Raw genomic sequence first — 19183 nt, 5'->3', positions numbered from 1 at the left:
AGATTCCTTCTTTCGTTTAAGGTAATAATAGATTTGGTAAGAATAGAGCAATCTGTGGGAAGAATGTAATTAGTAACAAACAAACTACGAGTGGAATGATAAACGGAATAACACCTCGCGTTAATGTTGCCACTGGTATGTTCCCGACTCGGGACACCACAAACAAGGCCATACCCATCGGCGGAGTTAATATCCCAATCATTAGGTTTAGAATAACAATTATACCAAAGTGCACAGGATCTACTCCTGCTACAAGTACAACCGGCACCAAAATCGGTACCAATAAAATCAATAACGCTAGCGATTCAACAAACATGCCTAGGAAAATAAGCAATAGGTTCATGAGTAACAATAAAACAATCGGGTTGTCTGTCACATTCAAGAAGAAATCTGCTACTTTAATTGCAACTTGTTCATGTGCAATCATTTGGCCGAAAAACTCGACACCCATAATCATTAATACCGCAACACCGGTTAACTTCATCGATTCCACAACATTCGTAAACAACAATTTAAAGTTAAGTTCTCTGTAAACAAAGAAGCCTAAGAACATCGCGTAAAGCGTAGCAACAATTGCCGCTTCAGTTGGCGTAAAAAATCCAGAGAAAATTCCGCCGATGATAATAATCGGTGTTAACAATGCCCAAAATGCACGTTTGAAATGATAAAGTCGTGTTTTTATCGAAGCCTTTGGCGCTTTTGCATAGCCACGCTTTTTCGCCCAAATATAAGCCACAACCATTAGTGAAAATGTCATCAACAATCCCGGTAAAACACCTGCTAAAAACAAACGTGCGATGGACTGATCTGAAATCACACCATAAATGATAAGCGGAATACTCGGTGGAATGATGGGTCCGATAATCGCCGAAGCTGCGGTTAAACCACCCGCATAATCGTCATCGTATTTTTCGTCCCTCATCGATTTGATTTCTAATTGCCCGAGACCCCCAGCATCGGCTAAAGCCGAGCCAGACATTCCTGAAAACATAAGAGAAGCCATAATATTTACATGGCCAAGACCACCGCTATAGTGGCCAACCAATGATTTCGCAAAAGCAAAAATTCGTTCTGTAATACCTGAAGAGTTCATTAAAGTCCCCGTTAATATGAAAAACGGAACCGCGAGTAGCGCAAAGCTGTCGATACTATCGATTAACTTCGCTCCCGAGAAGAAAACCAAGCTCCAATCCGTCATCGCGAAGTAAGCCAGTGCCGCAACGATTAGCGTAAACCCAACAGGCATTCCTAAAAACAGAAGTAGCAACCAAATGATAAAGATAATGCCGACTTCCATTTATATCTCCTCCTTCGCATTGCGCCATTCTCGGTAATTGCGCTCAAGAAGACGATAAATCATCAATATCGAAAGAAGAGGAAGAGCACTGTACATATACACATATGAAATTCCTAATGCCACAATATCAACAGGCACCTTCCGCAAGGCCATTTCGTAGCCAATGTACGCCATCAACAACAAAACGATTAAAATGACGAACTGGAATACATAATTCAACACTTTTCGGATCGCTTTTGGCATCTTTTCAACAAAATAATCAATATACACATGTCCATTTTCTTTTATCCCGATAGATACCGCTAAGTAACCCACATAGATAAAGATAAATTTCGCCAATGCTTCTGACCATGTTAACGGCTGATCGAGAATAAGGCGGGAGAAAATCTGCATCGACAAGACAATTAACATGATGATAAAAAGAACCCCGCCTACGATCTCTTCAAAATTTGCCAAAAACTTTTTCATGATTTCACCTGATTCCTAATTAATCGTTTGCGCCTTGAATTTCTTTCAAGTAGTCTTCTGCGCCTTCACCAATTTCTTCAAGGTAAGATGGGTAAGCTTCAGATACCGCTGCTTTGAATTCTTCAAGGTCTGGTTCTGTTACCGTCATGCCTTCTTCTTTAAACTTTTCTACTAAGCTTGCTTCCTGCTCTTCAAATAGCGATGTGTGGTAAGTTGCAGCTTCTTCGATACCTGCTTGTAAAATTTCTTGCAAATCTTCTGGTAGTTTATCCATTGTTTGTTTGCTTACTACATAGTTAACATCATTTAATACGTGATTTGTGATGGCTAAGTAATCTTGTACTTCATAAAATTTCTGTGCATCGATTGTAGATAATGGATTTTCTTGTCCGTCTACAGCGTTTGTTTGCAATGCTAAGTAAACTTCAGTGAAAGCCATTGGCGTTGCAGATGCGCCCGTATAGTTCGCGTAGTCTAGTAAGTTTTGAGCTTCTGGAACGCGTAGTTTCAAGCCTTCCATGTCTTCTAATGATTCAATTGCACGGTTAGATGTGGTTTGACGTGTACCGTTGTATGCGTTTCCTGCAAGAACCCAGTTGTGTTCTGCTTCTAATTCTTCTTTCAAGCCTTTACCGTAATCTGTATCGTTTAATACTTTTGTGATGTGTTCATAGTTGTCTACAATGTATGGTAAGCCCATTAGAGAAGCACGTGGTACCCAAATTCCAAAACGACCCGTTTCAGCTAATGTGATATCCAACGATCCTTCGCTTGCTTGTTCTAGCATTGCGCGGTCATCGCCCAATTGAGAGTTTGGATATAATTTTACTGTTAAACGTCCGTCACTTTTTTTGTCTACGTATTCTGCTAATTTTTCAGCTGCTTTGTATTCGTTCTGCTGGTTTCCAGCGACCATTCCGAATTTCAGCTCAAATTTCTCAGATGAATCTCCTCCGCTGCTTTCTTCACTAGATGCTGAACATGCGCCTAAAATTACTAATGCTAAAAACAATACCCCTATTGATAACCAACGTTTTGTCATAATTTTTTCTCCCCTTTTTTCCTTTTTTTAATGAAAGTGCTTACAAAAATTGAAAGCTAACTTTCAATTTTTATTTATTTTTGACAATATACTTTCACTAAATTAACGTAAGTATACTTTTATGAGAGTTTTCTGTCAACAGTAATTTTTATTTGATTGTTGGTTGTCATAATAGGTAGTCAAGGTTTTAAAAAGTTGCTTAGCATTCCGGTGCTCGCTTTCCGCGGGTACGGCCTCTGTTGCTTCCTTCGCTTTGCTCAGTCCAGTAGCGCCGGCCCGCACTGTTTCCGCAGGAGTCGAGCACCTACATCCAAAGGCAACGTGTATGTGAAAAATAAAAAGCAGTAAGGAGCAACCCTCACTGTTGGAGTTGTAAATATAGTCCGTTTACAAAGTGTGTATGACAATAAAACCGCACTGGTCGCTTTGGGGATGACTCCCGCAAAAAGCCAGGAAAACCACCTGTCTTTTTGCTTCGTCTACCCCGTGGACGCGCCAGCGCTAGAGTAGATGATAAAAAACATGTCTAAGGTTATCAATATATATATAAGAAAAGCAGCAAGGAAAATCCTCACTGCTTTGAGTTTCTCGCTATTGGTTTTCAAAACAAGCCTCACAAGTAAACTGAGCCTCGTCTCTCAAATAAGCTTTGATCTCGGTTATTCCTCTCTTTTTTGGATAACGCATTTTCATATGTACGATTTCCCCGTCTGCGATTTCCTTTTTACAAACAATGCATATTGGTTTTTCGTTAAACAATAGCTTCGCCTCCTTCGTTAACCTTTTTTCACTTTTCTTGTTTTATCGAGTAGTAATACAAGCAAAATGGCCATAAGGCACACCTATTGCTTGTGTATGCAAAAAAATTCATGGCTACTCCCCTTTTTACTTCTTACGATTTGAGCGAGGATTGGTTTCAGTGAAAAGTTGCTTTGGCATTTTCAAAATCTCTTGCACCTTCCGTAACGAGAGGTTTTATAATAGAAATTAGGTACTCAAAGGAAATGGAGGGAATTTATGTATTCGATCGGAAAGTTAGCTAAACTTAGTCATGCTTCAGTACGCGCCTTAAGGTATTACGATGAAATTAGCTTATTGCCACCTACTACTAAAAATGCTGCAAGGCATCGCTATTACACAGACAAAGATATTTCCAAGCTTCATCACATCCTATTGCTTAAAGATCTTGGGTTTTCTCTTGAAACCATTCAGGAACTTCTTTCAACTCGCGAGTTTGATCTTCAAAGTGTCTTAGGTATGCGTAAAAAAATGATTCAAACAGAGCAACAGCAATTAAGTAAAATGGAAGCTTCTATTAATACGTTATTGGTTCTTTTAGAAACAAATGAACTTACTAATTGGGAAAACGTATTTGAGACATTTACTACATTTCCCACAGACAAAAGTCCTCTTCAAGAGTTATGGACAGCGTATTTTTCCGAAGACGAGCAGCGGATTTTAAACAAGTTCGCCACTTCTGAAGAAAATCGACAAGCCGAAAACGAATGGACTGAACTTATTGAAGATGTTCGCAGTAATTTATATCAAGATCCTAAAAGTCCTGTAGGTCAGAAATTAGCTAAGCGGTGGATGGATAAGGTTGAAAAAGCATACGATGAAAATTTAGATCTTGCTCAAAAAGTATGGGACTTAAATAAGAAAAGAGAACCTCATCTTCGATTTTTCCAATTTGAACAAGAGATTATCAATTTTATCGACCAAGCAACGCGTTATTACTATGAAAGTGGCGCATCAAAGCGATGAAGAAATCTATCCTTCTTGATATCATCTTTTATGTGGCACTTCCTTATTTTATTTGGAATTACGGAAAAGATGCGTTAGGTGATTATTATGCTATGTTACTTTCAACAGTTCCTGGATTTTGTTATACAATTTATCGTTTCGCGAAAGAACGGCAGTTTAATATTGCAGGACTTTCTATCGTACTCGGTCTTTTTCTAAGTACTGCGATTAATCTGTTGTCAAAAAATGCTGAAAGCATGCTGTGGAATCAAGTGTATTTAGGTTATGGGTACGGCGTTATTTACTTGGTATCTATAGTGATTCGAAAGCCGCTCGCTCTGCGCTTCGCGGCAGACTTTGTTTCTTTACAAGGGTATTCACGAGAAACTATTTATCCATTATTTTCTCAAAAAAATATCTTTGCATGGTTTCAGCTTTTGACAGGGCTATTTGTGGTGAGTAGCTTTTTCCAAAGCTCTTTGAAGGCGTGGCTCATTTATTCTAATGGTGTGGATGGATACGGAGAAATGTTACTTTATATGAAAATCAGTGGATGGCTTTTTTATGGATTCATCTTGGCTGGGTTTTTCTTTATCGGTTCGAAAGTGACCATTCCAAATCCACAAAAAATTGAGGAATAGCTTGTATATACGCCCTTTAAATAGCCGAATTCATTTCCTTATCTTTATCACCCATTGTTAAAATAATTTAATCCGTTAAAATTAATTTATATGATTGATAAAGGAGTGAAGTTATGACGAGCAATTTTGATTTGATGAAATTGATATCCGATCCTAAAATAGAAGCGATTTTGTATTCCATTCAAACAGTAGATAAGACCGTAAAAGAAATTGCGGCTGAATTAGAAGACAAGCCTTCACGACTGTATTATCCAATTCAAAAACTGTTGGCTACAGGGCTTATTCAAGTAAGTGAAGAAAAGCAAATCGGCAATTTAATCGAAAAGTATTACACGTCTCGCCCGTTTTTTAATAGTAACGAAGAGTTTATGAACATCGAAGGAGAACTTGCCCGTACGCATTCAGCGGCGCTATTGTCTCATATGTTTTTGACATTCAACAAAGGTGCGAATTTGCTGAAATCGGATTTAGAAAATGCAGAGGAAACGCATGCCATGTACACTGAAGCAACGGTCTCACTTTCTCATGATGAATGGCTGAAAGTAACTGAGGAAATCAAAAAACTCATCACCAACCGTACTCCTACAGAAGAGACCACAGATTATACATTTTCGCTCCTAAGCTATGAAACCAACGCAAAAGCCAGTAAGCCTGAAAAAGCTTAATGGCTTTTTTCTATTCTTGCAGTTGAATGTCTTCAATTTTCGGCAACGACCGAATGTTTTTATTGAACAAAAAGTAAAAGCCAATGGCCAGTAACCCTGTTGAACTTACGAGCATCATGTTCCCGACACCAATCACAGGTGCGAAAATCCCACCAAGTAAAGCACCTAGCGGCATAGCAGAAACTAAAACACTATCAATAATTGACGATACTCTTGCCAGCAAATGCTCTTCGATGGATGTTTGTAAAAACGTAATCAGTAAAATACTCATCATGCCAAACGGGATAAAAGTTAATCCTAAAAAGAGGGTCGATAGTCCATTGTGGCTTATTACAATCGACGAAAACCACAACAAAAATGACAACAAAGGCAACGCCATCATTAACTGGCCTAACGGAAACTTCATGACTTTCACTACGAGTAAAGATCCAGTAAGGTTGCCGAGTGTGATGGCGAGGATAAAAACACCATATTGTTCAGCTCCTCCTCTTTCATGGGCGTAAACCGGGAGAATGGCTTCTGTCATGCCAAACGAAAAGTTGGCGATTAAAAACGGCAAACAAATAAAAACGATTTTCGATTTAAAAAAGTAAGAAAACCCGCTTTTTAAACTGGTTTTATACGCCTTCCAGTCTCTTATACTTTGTTCTTGCTCCCCTGTAGTCGAGTTGATCTTCAACAAACTAAAAAAGATGGCGGCTATTAAAAAACTAAATGCATTAAACAAGTAAATATTTTGCACACCAATCGTTAAGATAAACCCAGCAAAAACGGCTTTCATCGAGATATCAACGAGTTGTTGCGCACTGCTGATCAAAGAGTTGAACTTTCCACGATGTTCTTTCGGCATGATTTTGGGGACTACCGCAATTTCAGCAGTGCCTTGGAAATTCTCTAAAAATGAGATGCAAAACAGGATCCCAAGCACAAGAAAAACCGATTCATAGCCTAGCCAAATCCCTAAAGGAATTAAGAGCATTAAAAAAAACTGAACAAATTGGGCATAGATGAGTATTTTAACTTTGTTCATGCTTTCTATTACGGGACCTAGCAAAAAGTTAAAGCATTTGGGGATCATGACAATAGCGGCTGCTAGTCCTGTGTAAAACGCATGTTGCGTGAGTTCAAAGACATACCAAATAACCGCAATTTCATACAAGCTATCCCCCGCGGTTGAAACGAGTCTTCCTAAAAAGAGATGTCGACTATTTTTATTCTTCGACAATCTTTCACCACCCAAATAATATTTATCGTTAAAATATATTTTAACGATAAATATTATTTTGTCAACAGTGCTTAAAGTTGGTCAATAAAGGATATAGTAACAGTACAAGATAAAACAGAAACCGGGAAATAGCTGATATTCAATAGGAGGTCTTCATCGTGAAACCACAAATATTGATTGTAGGAGCTGGCCCAACCGGTCTGGCTCTTGCTCATAGCCTTGCCACTCAAGGCGTTCCTTTTCGAATCATTGAAAAAAATTCGGGTACGGGAAAAGCTTCTCGTGCCTTAGCTGTTCATGCGCGAATCTTGGAGCATTATCAACAACTGGGGTTGTCTGAGAGGCTCGTCAGTAGAGGACAGCCGATTTTGTCATTGGATTTGAGTGATGGAAAAGAAGTAAAAGCCAATCTCAAATTTAACGATTTCGGTAAAGGGCTGAGTCCTTTTCCGTTTATCCTTAGCTTGCCGCAAGATGAACAAGAAGAAATGCTTGTGGATGAATTAAAGAAAATCGGAGTCGAAATTGAATGGGGTACGGAGTTATCTTCTTTTGTAGACATAGGAGACTCGGTAACTGCAGTGTTAAAGAAAGAGGAACTTCCAGAAGAATCGGCTGACTTTAAGTATTTATGCGGCTGTGATGGCGCCAGCAGCATGGTGCGAAAAGGAATGGAATTTGAGTTTCCAGGTGGCACGTACGAGCAATTATTTTTTGTCGCCGATGTGGAAACCGAAAAACTAGAAGAGAGAATGGAAAAAATGGACATGTATATGGACGATGATGGCTTTATGTTGTATATGTCTGTACGAAACGCCCGTACGAAAAGAATCCTCGGCGTCGTCCCTGAAGAATTTAACGATCAAAAAGATATCGAATACCGTCACATAAGCGAATACATTGAAGATAAAATTAGAGTGAAAGCATCAATTGTCAATTGGTTTTCTACTTACCGCGTCCATAACCGTGTGAGTGAGCACTTTTCCAAAGGACGCATTTTTATATTAGGAGACGCGGGACATCTTCATAGCCCTGCAGGCGGACAAGGGATGAATACCGGCATTGGGGATGCCATTAATTTATCGTGGAAACTTGCAGCGGTATGCCAAGGCAAAGCGGCCCCTTCTCTACTCGATACGTATGAATTGGAGCGGATCGGTTTTGCGAAAAAGTTAATCGCGACGACGGATAAAGCGTTCCAGACCATCATCAACCAACATCTTCGCGGAACCTTATTACGTAAAGTTGTGGTGCCGCATATTTTGCCTTCCATGTTCAAGTTGGCGTTTGTTAAAAAGAATGGCTTTAAAATTTTGTCGCAAATCCACATTAACTACCGGGACAGTCCTATAAGCAAGGGCAAAGCTGGAAAAGTCTATGGAGGCATGCGCTTGCCATGGATCCAAACAGCAGGTCGCGACAATTTCACTCCGCTGCGATCCGTGGATTGGCAAATTCACGTATACGGCAAAGCCAGCAAAGAACTGATTGATTTTGCTCGCTCTCATTCTTTCGAGCTGCATGAATTTGCATGGGAACCTGCTATGCAAAAATCCGGGTTCCACCAAAACGCCTTGTACTTTATCCGCCCGGATGGCCATGTGGCTTTGGCGAATAAAACGCAAGACGTTGGTTTGTTGAAGGGCTATATTGATGAATTTGAATTTGCTGCTTTTCGTGCATAACCAACCTAAATACGCCACTCACTTAGAGCCTCCTACTATTGGGAGGCCTTTTTTGTCTAGCATTAAAACGAATGAACTAACGGGTGCTCAGTATCCAATATTCAGCAAATCAAATTGAAGAACCACTGCAGTAACAATTACTAAAAGTCCTAATTCACCAAGTGTCAAAATTGCCTCTTTCGGATGATCTGAGTATTTCCATTCGAAAAAAGCTCTTACGGAATAATCGACAACTGCCACGAGAAACCAAGCAACTAAAAACCAAATAAACGTACTTTCTTGGTAAATGGCCGTATATAAAACTCCGAGCATAACAATTGTCGTGACGATCCTTACAATCCGGTCAACTTTCTCATGTAGTTTGTTGATGTGGTTATAAGAAAACCACTCTCTTTTTGGTTTTTCAATGTTAAATATTTTTCGCAAAACCCACTTTAATAGCCATATGCCTCCTGAAAAAACGAATAAAAACAAACTGAGTTTTAACCAAAACATAGGTCTCCCTCCTTCAATTTAAGAATAGCTGATAAATAACGTACCCTACAATTAGCACCACAATTAACAAAGCCATGCCTTTCCAGCCCATGTCACCTGCTATGTCTGTTACATTGCCGCTTCCTGCACCTCGGTCAAATCCATCACGCAAGTTGCCAGTTGGGTTTTACTTTTGCTCACCTTGTCTTAATTTCTCTCTTTCTTCTTGAGGTGTTTTCTGTATATCCATAACCCACGCCCCTATTTATAAAATTCAATCAACTCTTTTCTATTATGTCATATATTGGATGTGCGTCCCAGATTATTTAATCTATTCAACAAGATCGAGACTTGAAAGATTAACTAGGACGGGCTATGCTTCAGTTAGCTATTAGTAAAAACCTGTGGATTTTTAAAATTAACCGGATAAGGGAGCTCTTTCTATGAATTTTTTTCAGCATGTGTACGACCGAAAAAATACCCGCTCTGTTAAATGGGACATGATCGGTGAAATTTATGGCCTAGAAGATACGTCAGACATTTTGCCAATGTGGATTGCAGATATGGACTTCCCTGCACCGCCAGCGATTTTAAAGGCATTGCATGAACGTGTAGAGCATTCGATTTTCGGCTATTCTTTCATGTGTGAAGAATGTCGAACTTCCGTGATCAACTGGCAAGAAAAACGAAACGGTTGGAAAATCGAAACCGATTGGATGTTGTTTCACCAAGGCATTATCCCAGCCATTGCATCGATTATTGAAACCTTTACAGAAAAACACGATAAAATTGTGGTGACGCCTCCTGTTTATCCCCCGTTTTTCCAACTTGCTGAGCATCAAGATCGAGAGGTTTTGTATTCTCCGCTTGTCGTGCAGGACGGACAATACACAATTGACTTTAACGACTTTGAAGAAAAACTAAAACAAGCGGCACTTTTTATCTTGTGCAATCCGCACAACCCAGGTGGACGTGTCTGGACTGTTGACGAGCTGAATGAAATACTTCGCTTGTGTACAAAACATGACGTGCTCATTATTTCCGATGAAATTCACGGGGATTTAATGTTAGGTGAAAGCCGTCATACGCCAATTGCCAAAATCGCTGGCAAAGAAAGCGACCGCGTGTTTACGTGTCTGGCGCCGACTAAAACCTTTAACTTAGCGGGCATTCAAGTGGCGATGATTGTCGCAACTGACAAAGAAAAACGTGCCAAACTAGAAAAGCATGCACTCGCACACGGTACAGGCACGCTCAACGCATTCGCCCCGACTGCTTTAGCTGCTGCTTATAACGACAGTGAGCCTTGGCTTGAAGAGATGTTAGAGACAATCGCTGACAACAGCGAGTTTGCCCGTAACGAATTAGAGAACAAAGTGCCGGGCTTACAAGTGATGAAGCCGCAATCGACTTATTTGCTGTGGATCGATTACAGCAAGTTAAACTTAACTGAAGACGAAGTCATGAAAAAATTGCTGTTAACGGGGAAAGTGGCATTAGAACCAGGCAGTAAGTACGGGGATGCTGGACTTGGCTATTTACGACTAAACGCAGCTTGTCCAAGAGAAACTTTGGCTGACGGTATCAACCGGATTGCGTTGGCGTTAGCAGAGAATAGAGAAAATGGGGGCGTATGATTGAATGAATGCTAAATTTGAAAACAATTTAATGGTTTTTGAAAACGAACGTTATGTAACGGAGATGACCATTACCAGTAAAGGCGAAGGTCACGACAGAGGAGAACCTCGACTACGTTGCGCGGTTTCTATTAAGCTTCAAGCGAAAGAAACCGAAAACGAATTAAATCTTCGCGCAAATATTTATTGGGATGCGAAATACCCAAAAACCCACCTATTCTTCACGGGTGGAAGCCTTGTGGAGTTTATCGGTCAACAAGGGGATGACTACAGTCAGTTTAAAACAGAGTACTGGGATAAAGTAAAACGTTTGTCTGCTAACGCCTTTACGGATGAAGAAGTTTTAGAATACCAGAAAATGATGAGTGCCAGTAAAGTCTAATTGCTATTTTATAAAACACAAACAAAGCCTCCGAGGATTCCATGTTAGGAACCTTCGGAGGCTTTCTTCCGTTTATTCCAGCTGCGCTACTGGAATAAGCTTATTTTTTCTTGCCTTCGTATAATTTTTCTTCTGCTTTGAGTGACTTGAGCAGCGACCAAACCATCAAAATCATCACAAACGAGAACGGCAAGGCCGCAATGATGATGGTGTTTTGAATAGCGGCTAATCCACCAACTGATAACAGAATAGCGGCAATCGACGACTGAAGAACTCCCCAGACAATTTTGACGCTATTAACAGGCGTTAGTGAACCATTTGTTGATTGCATACCAAGCACAAACGTCGCCGAATCGGCAGACGAGATAAAGAATGTCAACAATAACAAAATGGCAATAACCGATAATCCGAAACCAAATGGCATTTCGTTAAATACCATAAATAAGATGGTTTCAACAGCACCAGCGGTTAAATCGACAGCGCCACTTTGTTGGATGTCGATTGCCGTTGCGCCAAACGTAGAAAACCAAATCGCACATAATAATGTCGGCAAAAGAACGACATAGATTAAGAATTCGCGAATGGTCCGCCCTTTAGAAACACGGGCGATAAACATACTAACGAATGGTGCCCAAGAAATCCACCATGCCCAGTAGAAAATCGTCCATGCATCTAGCCACTGGCGATCATCGCTACTAAAGGCTTCGGTTTTTGTGCTGATTGACATCAAATTTTGGATGTACTCACCAAACGATTGAGTGAAGACATTCAAAATGAGGAGAGTGGGTCCCAAAATGACAACCAATACAAGCAGAATCACGGCTAACACCATATTGATGTTGGATAAATACTTGATCCCTTTTGAAAGTCCAGACCATGCAGATGCCAAAAACAGTACCGTAATAATGGCAATAATGATCAACTGACTCCAATTGTTGTTGCTAATCCCAAACAAAAAGCTGAGTCCGCCGTTTATTTGAACAGCGCCGAATCCGAGTGACGTCGCAACACCAAATACCGTTGCGAAAATAGCAATAACGTCAATCATCGTTCCCCAGCCAGTGTTCATTTTGTCTCCAAAAAGAGGTCTTAACGTACTCGAGATGAGACCACGTTCACCTTTACGGAATTGGAAATAAGCAAGTACCAATGCGACGATTCCATACATCGCCCAAGCGTTAAACCCGTAGTGGAAAAAAGTACGTTGCATCGATTCCTGAAACGCGGCTTGTGTTCCAGGTTCTGCAGTTGCCGGTGAGATGGCAAAGTGGGAGAGCGGTTCATAGGAGCCATAAAATACGAGACCGATTCCAAGTCCTGCTGAGAAAAGCATAGCTACCCAAGTCGGCGTTCTAAATTCTGGTCGATCGTTAGGGTTACCAAGTCGGATATTGCCGTACGGACTAATAATCAGAAACCCAACGACTACTAAGATGAGCGTCATAATCAGCATGTAATACCAACCGAATACGGTACTCAGTAAAGAAGTAATGTTGCTTGTCACTTGTTCATATGCACCAGGCATAAGTGCAGCAACCAACACGGCGATAATCACCAGTGTGATGGTAATATAAAATACTCTTGTGACTTCCTTCATAGGAGTCTCCTTTCCAACACAAATTTGCGCATAGTAAATCTTATATAAGGATAAAAGCGTCTATTCAATCAAGTGAAAATTGACGGAATATACGATTTATATTCCCCGAATTGCGCTAATGTAAGCCTTTTTATTTATTTTTTCTTAAGAAAACGTAAAGTTTCTACTAAAAAAGCACTGCGGAATTTTATCTTCCGCAGTGCTTTTGGTGGATATTTATTTCATAATAGGAAGTTACTACCTAAACCGGTGGCATTATTCAAACAATGGCGTAACCGGTTTTTCGTTATGCACGTGTTCAATCGCTTCAGCTAGTAGTGGAGCAACCGATAAAATTTTAACTTTTGGCGTTTGTTTTTCTTCTGGCACATGGATAGTATTCGTGACAACCAATTCCGTCACAGCCGATTTCTCGATTTTTTGAATGGCGTCACCAGATAACACAGCGTGTGTGCAACAAGCATAAACGGCTTTCGCGCCATTTTCCACAAGTACATCCGCAGCTGCCGAAACCGTCTTCGCCGTATCGATGATGTCGACAATAATGATGACGTTTTTGCCTTTGATGTCTCCAACAATGTTGACCATTTCCGGCTCATCAGGGTGCATCCGACGTTTATCGATAAAGCCGATTGGCACGTCCAAATGACTTGCTAGTTTACGAGCACGTCCGAGTCCTCCGTTGTCTGGAGCTACCACAATCGCATCTGTTAATCCTTTGTCCGTAAAATACTGTTCTAAAATTTTGCCACCTAGCAATTGATCGACCGGCACATTAAAGAACCCTTGAATTTGCGGAGCGTGTAAATCCAACGTGATGATGTGTGTCGCGCCTGCTTTTTCTAACATATTCGCAACTAACTTTGCCGTAATCGGCTCACGCGAACTGGCTTTACGGTCTTGACGCGCATAGCCATAATACGGAATAACCACGTTAATGGTTTTCACAGAGGCACGTTTTAACGCATCAATCATGATCAACAACTCCATCACATGCTCAGTTCCCGGCTGCGATGTCGATTGCACTACATAGACATCTGCCCCGCGGACACTTTCTTCAATGTGAATTTGAATTTCTCCATCACTAAAATGCGTAATCGAGCTTTTCCCTAATTTACACCCAAGCGAATCCGCAATTTCTTGTGCCAACTCCGGATTTGAGTTTAATGTAAACAGCTTAAAGTTTTTTCTTAATTGATATGGCAAGTGATAGCCCCCTCGAATTTTTATAGTACCTATTAGCTGATTAGCTATGGCTATGACCAAGCAATTGCAAATGGCCTTTAGCTGTTGGTTTTATGATACCTGTTTAATGAGGCAATAGCCACTGAAAATAGTAGGAAACTCGCTACAGGCGGTCGCTTTTTTACTCCTGTATTAAACTAATTTAATACAGTTAATATTGATTTCTTTTCAAAATAGGCATGAAGTCGGTACTCTGCTATTTCCTCCGTCCACTTATACAAACTCTCATTTTCTTCACTAGAAGGCTGCAAATTGAATTTGAACATATCGTTTTCAAAAGTGACTAATCCTTCTTTTGCACTACCGCTCCATTTTGTCATCGGCATATCTGAAATTAAATCAGTCATGTTCTTTTCATCATACTCACGCAATCTTTTCCCCTTAGCATCACTAAAGTCTACTTTCATACGGTAATCTTTTTCCGTTAAATAGCTATGGAAAAACGGAGCCGCTTCTTGTGGCGTTATCGGCTCAAGCCACGTCTCTACGCCTTTTGAAAGCATATAACTCAAAACTACCAGTTTGTAACTTTTGGTCATCAAGGTTTTCTCAACTTCTAACAGCCAGTTCTTGTATTTCAACCACACCTTTTGTTCTGATTCTGTAAGTTCACTTGCGTAAGCGAGCATACCAACATAACTCCCAAACTCTTGCTTTACCGCCTTAGATTCAAGATTAGCATGAAGATGGAACTCCAAATAACTTGGACGTCTTCCCATTTCTTTCTTCAATTCTTGATACTCTATAACTAACAATTCTTTACGCGGGGATCTTTTTCTACGCATTTCTGTTAATAAATCGATGACCTGCAAATCTAAATTAAATTCACATTGAAAAGGAATAAGCGGTTCGACATTCTTATTTCCTACTTTTGTTTCCTCTTTATTAAACACAGCTAACTTTAAATCGGCATTACGATAATTGCCGATAAAATCAATAATGACACAATGTGTTTTGCCATCCGCAATACGTAAACCGCGTCCAATTTGCTGCGTATAAACTGCAAGTGATTCTGTCGGTCGAATGAAAACGAGCGTATCCACTTTCGGAATGTCGACTCCTTCATTGAAGAGATCTACCGTGAAAATCAATTCAATATCGCCAGCATCTAATTTGGTACGAGCTGTTTTCCGTTCTTGTGGGTGAGATTCACCATGAAGCGCAATAGAGCGCACACCTTTACTCTGGAAAAAGTTATTCATATAAAGAGCTTGTTTTACTGAAGAACAAAAAACAATGGTTCTCGTTTGTTTGTAACGGCTCCACTCATCAAAAATTTTTTCCGCAAAACTCTCACGTAACTGTAAGTGCAGTAATTCTTGTTCATCATAGCGGTTACCTCGCCATGGTATAGCTGAGTAATCGGTATCATCATGTACTCCGTAATAATGGAACGGCGCTAGCCAATTTCGCTCGATGGCATCAAGAAAATGAATCGAAATCGCTACGTTCCCGTCACATAAAGCATAAACATCTTTATTGTCCATACGATCTGGTGTAGCAGTAATACCTAGCATAAATTTCGGTTCAAAATGATTTAGCAAACGCCCGTAAGTTGGTGCTGCTGCATGATGAAATTCATCCACAACAATCAAATCAAAAGCATCTTTTTCAAAACGATCTAAATGATATTGGCTACTCAATGTATAGATGGAAGCAAAAACAAAATCTGCAGCCGTATCTTTTTCAGAAGCATTGTAAAAAGAACTTGTTCTATTAGGGTGTACATGCTTGAATGATTGCTCGGCTTGCGTCAGAATTTCCTCGCGGTGAGCAACAAACAACACTCGTTTGAATTTCGCTGCAAAAAAAGCAGCTAAGTACGTTTTCCCTAAACCTGTTGCTAAAACTACCATTGCCCGACTGTATTCCTCTGCGAGTACATTGTCCAGAGCTTCTAACGCTTCTTCTTGCGCAGGTCTTGGAGAGATGGGTGTATTATAATTTTCTTGAGTTTCAGCTACTTCTGGTTGTTGCGGCTGAGCTGGTCCTAATGTAATTTCAACTTCTTCCGCCTCTGACCATACCGGACTGATAGGCTTTTGTATATTCGCTTCTGTATGTAATAACCGATATTCTGCTAATGTCTCTGTATTTAGAGCCACCGTTTGATCGGCATAAAAATATTTTAAGAACTGAGTAGTCGCTTCTTCAAAAACTTCTGCATCCACTGCAGTTGGCGCGATTAAGTTCCACTCGACTCCATTAGTCAAAGCAGACGCTGATAAATTAGAAGATCCAACGATTAACTGAGAGGCTTCAGTCCCTCGAAACAAATAAGATTTCGGATGAAATGAAGTTCCTCCACTCTGCCAAACTCGAATTTCTGCAGAAGGTAACTCTTCTAGTAGTAATTGCAAAGCGTCTGGTTGCGTAACAAAAAGGTAGTCGCCTACTAATAACTTTATCGGCACGCCTCTATCGGTAGCTTCTTTTAAGAATGGAATAATTTTCTTCACACCAGATTTCATCGCAAAAGCTGTAATCCATTGAATTTCAACCGCTTCTTTGGATAACCTTTCTAAATGTGAAACGAGCTGAGAAGTAACCAGTTCCAGCTTAGTCATCTTCTACCTCGATTAAAAAGATCCGCTTTTCAAAACCGCCACGTTTCTCCGCTTTTGTTTTACGAATATTTTCTAGTTCTTCCACTGAAGATCCGTGAATTTTTGTAGCCGCATGAAGAAGTTCAAGTATGTCAGCCAACTCTTCTACTGCTTCTTCGTTATTGTTTGCTTCATGATATTCATCAAGTTCTTCGCCTAACTTCTTTTTCAACTCCACTCTATACTCCTCTTCCGATAAAATGCGTGTTGAAAATTCTTTTCCTGTTTTCGCAATTACTTCAGGTATTGCGTCGCGTACTAGTTTGTTGTAGATTGGCATGGGTAGGCTCCTTTTTAATCACATTATTTAATTTCTATCATTATTGCTGCGGCGTAAAGAAGACATTGTACTTAGCATTCCTGGAAATATGTACATAGATTTATAATAATTTTTAGTATCATATTTCCCAATATAATTCTTAGCATAATTAGGCGTCATGTAGCTAGTACCATCTATCTCCTCATACTCTTCAGTCGAATCATAATCAACTACTATAACTTCATCTGCACCATTTTCCCTTAATTCTTGTATCCATATTTTCGTATCAATATTATTACCCAAAATAATATCTATAATCATTTTTTCTCCTTTATTATTGGTTTTAATTTAATAAACTAGTCGGTATCAGAAGTTAAGTTTCGGCCTCTTTTTTGATATCCAATTGAAAAAAAGCTGAACCTTCTAGTATTTTTACCTAACTACTTTTAAACCTTTTATATGGCATTAATACTCCAGCTAAACAAACAGCCTGTTCTACAGATACATCCACGCTTTTTTGTCAGATTTATTAAAATATTTTTGTGATGGCCCTTCGTGTAGTCCAATTGCTCTTTTTTTGGTCTTGTACGTATTTTGTCGTGGAGATTCATAGATGTTTGAGCTGTTTCAGATACCGTTTTTCGAATTCTTTATTCCTCTATTGTCAGTAAAGGAAATTAACTTTTTATCAAATAAAGCATCGTGATTAGAACATAATAACAAGCCATTATGTACATCCAGGCGTTCATCGTTGGTGGAAGTACTCCAGGGCTTGATATGACTGACTATTAAAAGACGAGGATTATATACACCACATAGCGCACACTTCGATTCACGTTGGAGTAACAATTTCTTAAACTTATCTTGCCCAATCCCCGCTTTGATTAATCGTTCCTTTTCTGTTTATTCAATAGGCAGACTTTCAACTCGGTTAATTTCTTCAAGCTCTTCTTGAATCTCTTCTTGAAATTTTTCTTGGAATTCTTGCTCATCATTTAGTGCTATAGGAATTTTTGTGAAAGTGGCATTACTATTTAGTAAGCGCAAAAGGTAAATCCAGACTAGACGATTTTTATCATCTTGATTTTTGTCGATTTTGGTAAGGTTCTCCTGCAAGCTGTACTTGGCCCCGGTATGTATTTTCTTTTGGTTTTAGTACCTCAAAGAAGTGAACTTCCACTCCGTTTGTATCTGATTCTGCCAACGTTAGATTTTGCCCACTCATTTTCTGATCACCACTTTGACCCATTCCGGTATAGTGATAAATATCTCCAACTACTCAATCATCATAAATTTTTGTTTTGTCTGAAATCAGCATTAAGGTATTTGTCCGAATTGCTCGACGCATGCCTCCCTGTGGTCCACATAAAAATACTTCGCCAAGCTGCTGGTTATTAATTATTTCTCCTATGGCTAAATTGCGTGTCATCATCGTAGATAGTACCCCTAACTAGTTTAGTTTTATAGTAACTATATTGTACTACAATGGATAATACTGTTATATATCTTTAAGCATGTAGGGTATAGTCTATTTACAGGTTTGACTACTAGTAGTTTACTCCAGTCTTTTCACTATTTAGTATATAAACAGAGAACTCTCAGCAATCCTTTCTTAACAAGGTTGCTGAGAGTTCTTTAAGTGTTAGTAAAAGTACGCTTTTTAAACGCAATAGAAGAGAAAAAGCTACCTATCGCTTTTCCTCTGCCGATAATCTGATATATAAACTACATTTCTTGTGAATCTTCTTAAGTGAGAATACTCTCTTCTCAACTTAAATCTACTTCAACTTTTTTAATTATCTTTGTACTTCTTTCTGTAAAAATATAGACCCCAACTAAAACATAATAACATCAAGCTTCACCAAAATGGCGGAAGAATCATTTTATCACCGATGGTGATATCATTTAAGTATTGACTTCTTTTTATTATCTATAGGATCTGTTTGTACGTCATATGTGTATCAGAAAGTGGACAAAGAAAACGAAATAATCATGAGCATGTTCCGCAAAGACACGCCCACTGATAATTCCTCAATCGAAACGCTTCACTCCTTGCTAAAGTCTGAAACGTTTTACCTGGACGGCATTCATAGTACAACCAATGCATGTGTCATTTAAACCGTCAAAGCGTATTTAGATTATTACAACCATATCCGAATTCAGACGAAATTAAACAACCAGTCATCGGTAAATTACCGACGACTGGTTGTTTAATAA

21 protein-coding genes and 2 pseudogenes are annotated in these 19183 nt (G+C 39.5%); 7 read left to right on the top strand and 16 right to left on the bottom strand.

The window, feature by feature from the left end; translation table 11 throughout:
• Positions 1 to 16: 16 nt before the first annotated feature.
• From GPDM_RS01095 to GPDM_RS01080, 4 genes are all read right to left on the bottom strand, one after another.
• On the bottom strand, positions 17 to 1297 hold the full coding sequence (locus tag GPDM_RS01095; RefSeq protein ID WP_039862657.1) for a TRAP transporter large permease: 1281 nt from the start codon (positions 1295 to 1297) through the stop codon (positions 17 to 19).
• Positions 1298 to 1765 (bottom strand): TRAP transporter small permease, encoded by a 468-nt coding sequence (locus GPDM_RS01090; RefSeq protein WP_039862656.1) that lies wholly within the window; start codon positions 1763 to 1765, stop codon positions 1298 to 1300. It abuts the gene before it with no gap.
• Positions 1766 to 1784: 19 nt separating this feature from the next.
• Entirely contained in the window at positions 1785 to 2807 is a 1023-nt protein-coding gene (locus GPDM_RS01085) for a sialic acid TRAP transporter substrate-binding protein SiaP (protein WP_008428065.1), read from the bottom strand.
• 591 nt (positions 2808 to 3398) lie between these two features.
• Entirely contained in the window at positions 3399 to 3566 is a 168-nt protein-coding gene (locus GPDM_RS01080; protein WP_008428062.1) for a hypothetical protein, read from the bottom strand.
• Positions 3567 to 3824: 258 nt separating this feature from the next.
• Here GPDM_RS01080 and GPDM_RS01075 point away from each other — a divergent pair, with 258 nt between their 5' ends.
• From GPDM_RS01075 to GPDM_RS01065, 3 genes are all read left to right on the top strand, one after another.
• A complete protein-coding gene (locus GPDM_RS01075) occupies positions 3825 to 4571 on the top strand; it encodes a MerR family transcriptional regulator (protein ID WP_008428060.1) in 747 nt (248 codons plus the stop codon).
• Positions 4568 to 5191, top strand: a complete 624-nt coding sequence (locus GPDM_RS01070) for a VC0807 family protein (RefSeq protein ID WP_008428059.1) — start codon at positions 4568 to 4570, stop codon at positions 5189 to 5191. The genes GPDM_RS01075 and GPDM_RS01070 overlap by 4 nt, the downstream gene beginning before the upstream one ends.
• A 113-nt stretch (positions 5192 to 5304) precedes the next feature.
• Complete coding sequence (locus GPDM_RS01065) at positions 5305 to 5856, top strand: winged helix-turn-helix domain-containing protein (RefSeq protein ID WP_008428057.1); 552 nt, start codon at positions 5305 to 5307, stop codon at positions 5854 to 5856.
• Positions 5857 to 5866: 10 nt separating this feature from the next.
• Here the strand turns inward: GPDM_RS01065 and GPDM_RS01060 are convergent, their stop codons facing one another.
• Positions 5867 to 7081 carry an MFS transporter gene (locus GPDM_RS01060; protein ID WP_158004625.1) on the bottom strand — a complete coding sequence of 405 codons (1215 nt, stop codon included), beginning with the start codon at positions 7079 to 7081 and terminating at the stop codon, positions 5867 to 5869.
• A gap of 158 nt (positions 7082 to 7239) precedes the next feature.
• On the opposite strand from GPDM_RS01060, the gene GPDM_RS01055 reads away from it, so the two are divergent.
• Positions 7240 to 8766: an FAD-dependent oxidoreductase gene (locus tag GPDM_RS01055; protein ID WP_008428054.1), complete on the top strand. Its 1527-nt coding sequence runs from the start codon at positions 7240 to 7242 to the stop codon at positions 8764 to 8766.
• A gap of 87 nt (positions 8767 to 8853) precedes the next feature.
• On the opposite strand, the gene GPDM_RS01050 is transcribed toward GPDM_RS01055, so the two are convergent.
• Together GPDM_RS01050 and GPDM_RS16810 are read right to left on the bottom strand one after the other, a co-directional pair.
• Complete coding sequence (locus tag GPDM_RS01050) at positions 8854 to 9261, bottom strand: DUF4181 domain-containing protein (RefSeq protein WP_008428052.1); 408 nt, start codon at positions 9259 to 9261, stop codon at positions 8854 to 8856.
• Between the two features lie 13 nt (positions 9262 to 9274).
• A pseudogene (locus GPDM_RS16810) lies at positions 9275 to 9415 on the bottom strand (DUF6366 family protein); the annotation flags it as partial.
• A gap of 268 nt (positions 9416 to 9683) precedes the next feature.
• Here GPDM_RS16810 and GPDM_RS01040 point away from each other — a divergent pair.
• Positions 9684 to 10877, top strand: a complete 1194-nt coding sequence (locus GPDM_RS01040; RefSeq protein ID WP_008428049.1) for a MalY/PatB family protein — start codon at positions 9684 to 9686, stop codon at positions 10875 to 10877.
• A gap of 4 nt (positions 10878 to 10881) precedes the next feature.
• On the top strand, positions 10882 to 11259 hold the full coding sequence (locus tag GPDM_RS01035) for a hypothetical protein (protein WP_008428047.1): 378 nt from the start codon (positions 10882 to 10884) through the stop codon (positions 11257 to 11259).
• 100 nt (positions 11260 to 11359) lie between these two features.
• Here the strand turns inward: GPDM_RS01035 and GPDM_RS01030 are convergent, their stop codons facing one another.
• The 9 genes from GPDM_RS01030 to GPDM_RS16670 all read right to left on the bottom strand — a co-directional run bounded on the left by GPDM_RS01030 (position 11360) and on the right by GPDM_RS16670 (position 18398).
• Positions 11360 to 12856, bottom strand: a complete 1497-nt coding sequence (locus tag GPDM_RS01030; protein ID WP_008428045.1) for a BCCT family transporter — start codon at positions 12854 to 12856, stop codon at positions 11360 to 11362.
• Positions 12857 to 13111: 255 nt separating this feature from the next.
• A complete protein-coding gene (locus GPDM_RS01025) occupies positions 13112 to 14062 on the bottom strand; it encodes a ribose-phosphate diphosphokinase (protein WP_008428043.1) in 951 nt (316 codons plus the stop codon).
• A 176-nt stretch (positions 14063 to 14238) separates the two neighbouring features.
• A complete protein-coding gene (locus GPDM_RS01020; RefSeq protein WP_008428041.1) occupies positions 14239 to 16668 on the bottom strand; it encodes a DEAD/DEAH box helicase family protein in 2430 nt (809 codons plus the stop codon).
• Positions 16661 to 16987 (bottom strand): nucleoside triphosphate pyrophosphohydrolase, encoded by a 327-nt coding sequence (locus GPDM_RS01015; RefSeq protein ID WP_008428039.1) that lies wholly within the window; start codon positions 16985 to 16987, stop codon positions 16661 to 16663. The genes GPDM_RS01020 and GPDM_RS01015 overlap by 8 nt, the downstream gene beginning before the upstream one ends.
• A 27-nt stretch (positions 16988 to 17014) precedes the next feature.
• Positions 17015 to 17287, bottom strand: coding sequence for a hypothetical protein (locus GPDM_RS01010; protein ID WP_008428037.1), 273 nt, complete (start codon positions 17285 to 17287; stop codon positions 17015 to 17017).
• Positions 17288 to 17593: 306 nt separating this feature from the next.
• On the bottom strand, positions 17594 to 17815 hold the full coding sequence (locus tag GPDM_RS16805; protein WP_237704111.1) for an HNH endonuclease: 222 nt from the start codon (positions 17813 to 17815) through the stop codon (positions 17594 to 17596).
• 54 nt (positions 17816 to 17869) lie between these two features.
• Positions 17870 to 18082: a hypothetical protein gene (locus tag GPDM_RS16800; protein ID WP_008428035.1), complete on the bottom strand. Its 213-nt coding sequence runs from the start codon at positions 18080 to 18082 to the stop codon at positions 17870 to 17872.
• Entirely contained in the window at positions 18042 to 18191 is a 150-nt protein-coding gene (locus GPDM_RS17000; protein WP_475612386.1) for a hypothetical protein, read from the bottom strand. Before GPDM_RS17000 ends, GPDM_RS16800 begins: the two co-directional genes overlap by 41 nt.
• 54 nt (positions 18192 to 18245) lie before the next feature.
• Positions 18246 to 18398, bottom strand: coding sequence for a hypothetical protein (locus tag GPDM_RS16670; protein WP_008428031.1), 153 nt, complete (start codon positions 18396 to 18398; stop codon positions 18246 to 18248).
• A gap of 503 nt (positions 18399 to 18901) precedes the next feature.
• On the opposite strand from GPDM_RS16670, the pseudogene GPDM_RS16795 reads away from it, so the two are divergent.
• Positions 18902 to 19180: pseudogene (locus GPDM_RS16795) on the top strand (IS3 family transposase); the annotation flags it as partial.
• Between the last annotated feature and the right edge of the window lie 3 nt (positions 19181 to 19183).

This window comes from Planococcus donghaensis MPA1U2 (genome assembly GCF_000189395.1).
In the GTDB taxonomy this organism is placed as follows: domain Bacteria; phylum Bacillota; class Bacilli; order Bacillales_A; family Planococcaceae; genus Planococcus; species Planococcus donghaensis_B.
Note: the sequence above shows the minus strand (reverse complement) of the source record. Positions and strands in the feature narration are given on the sequence as shown.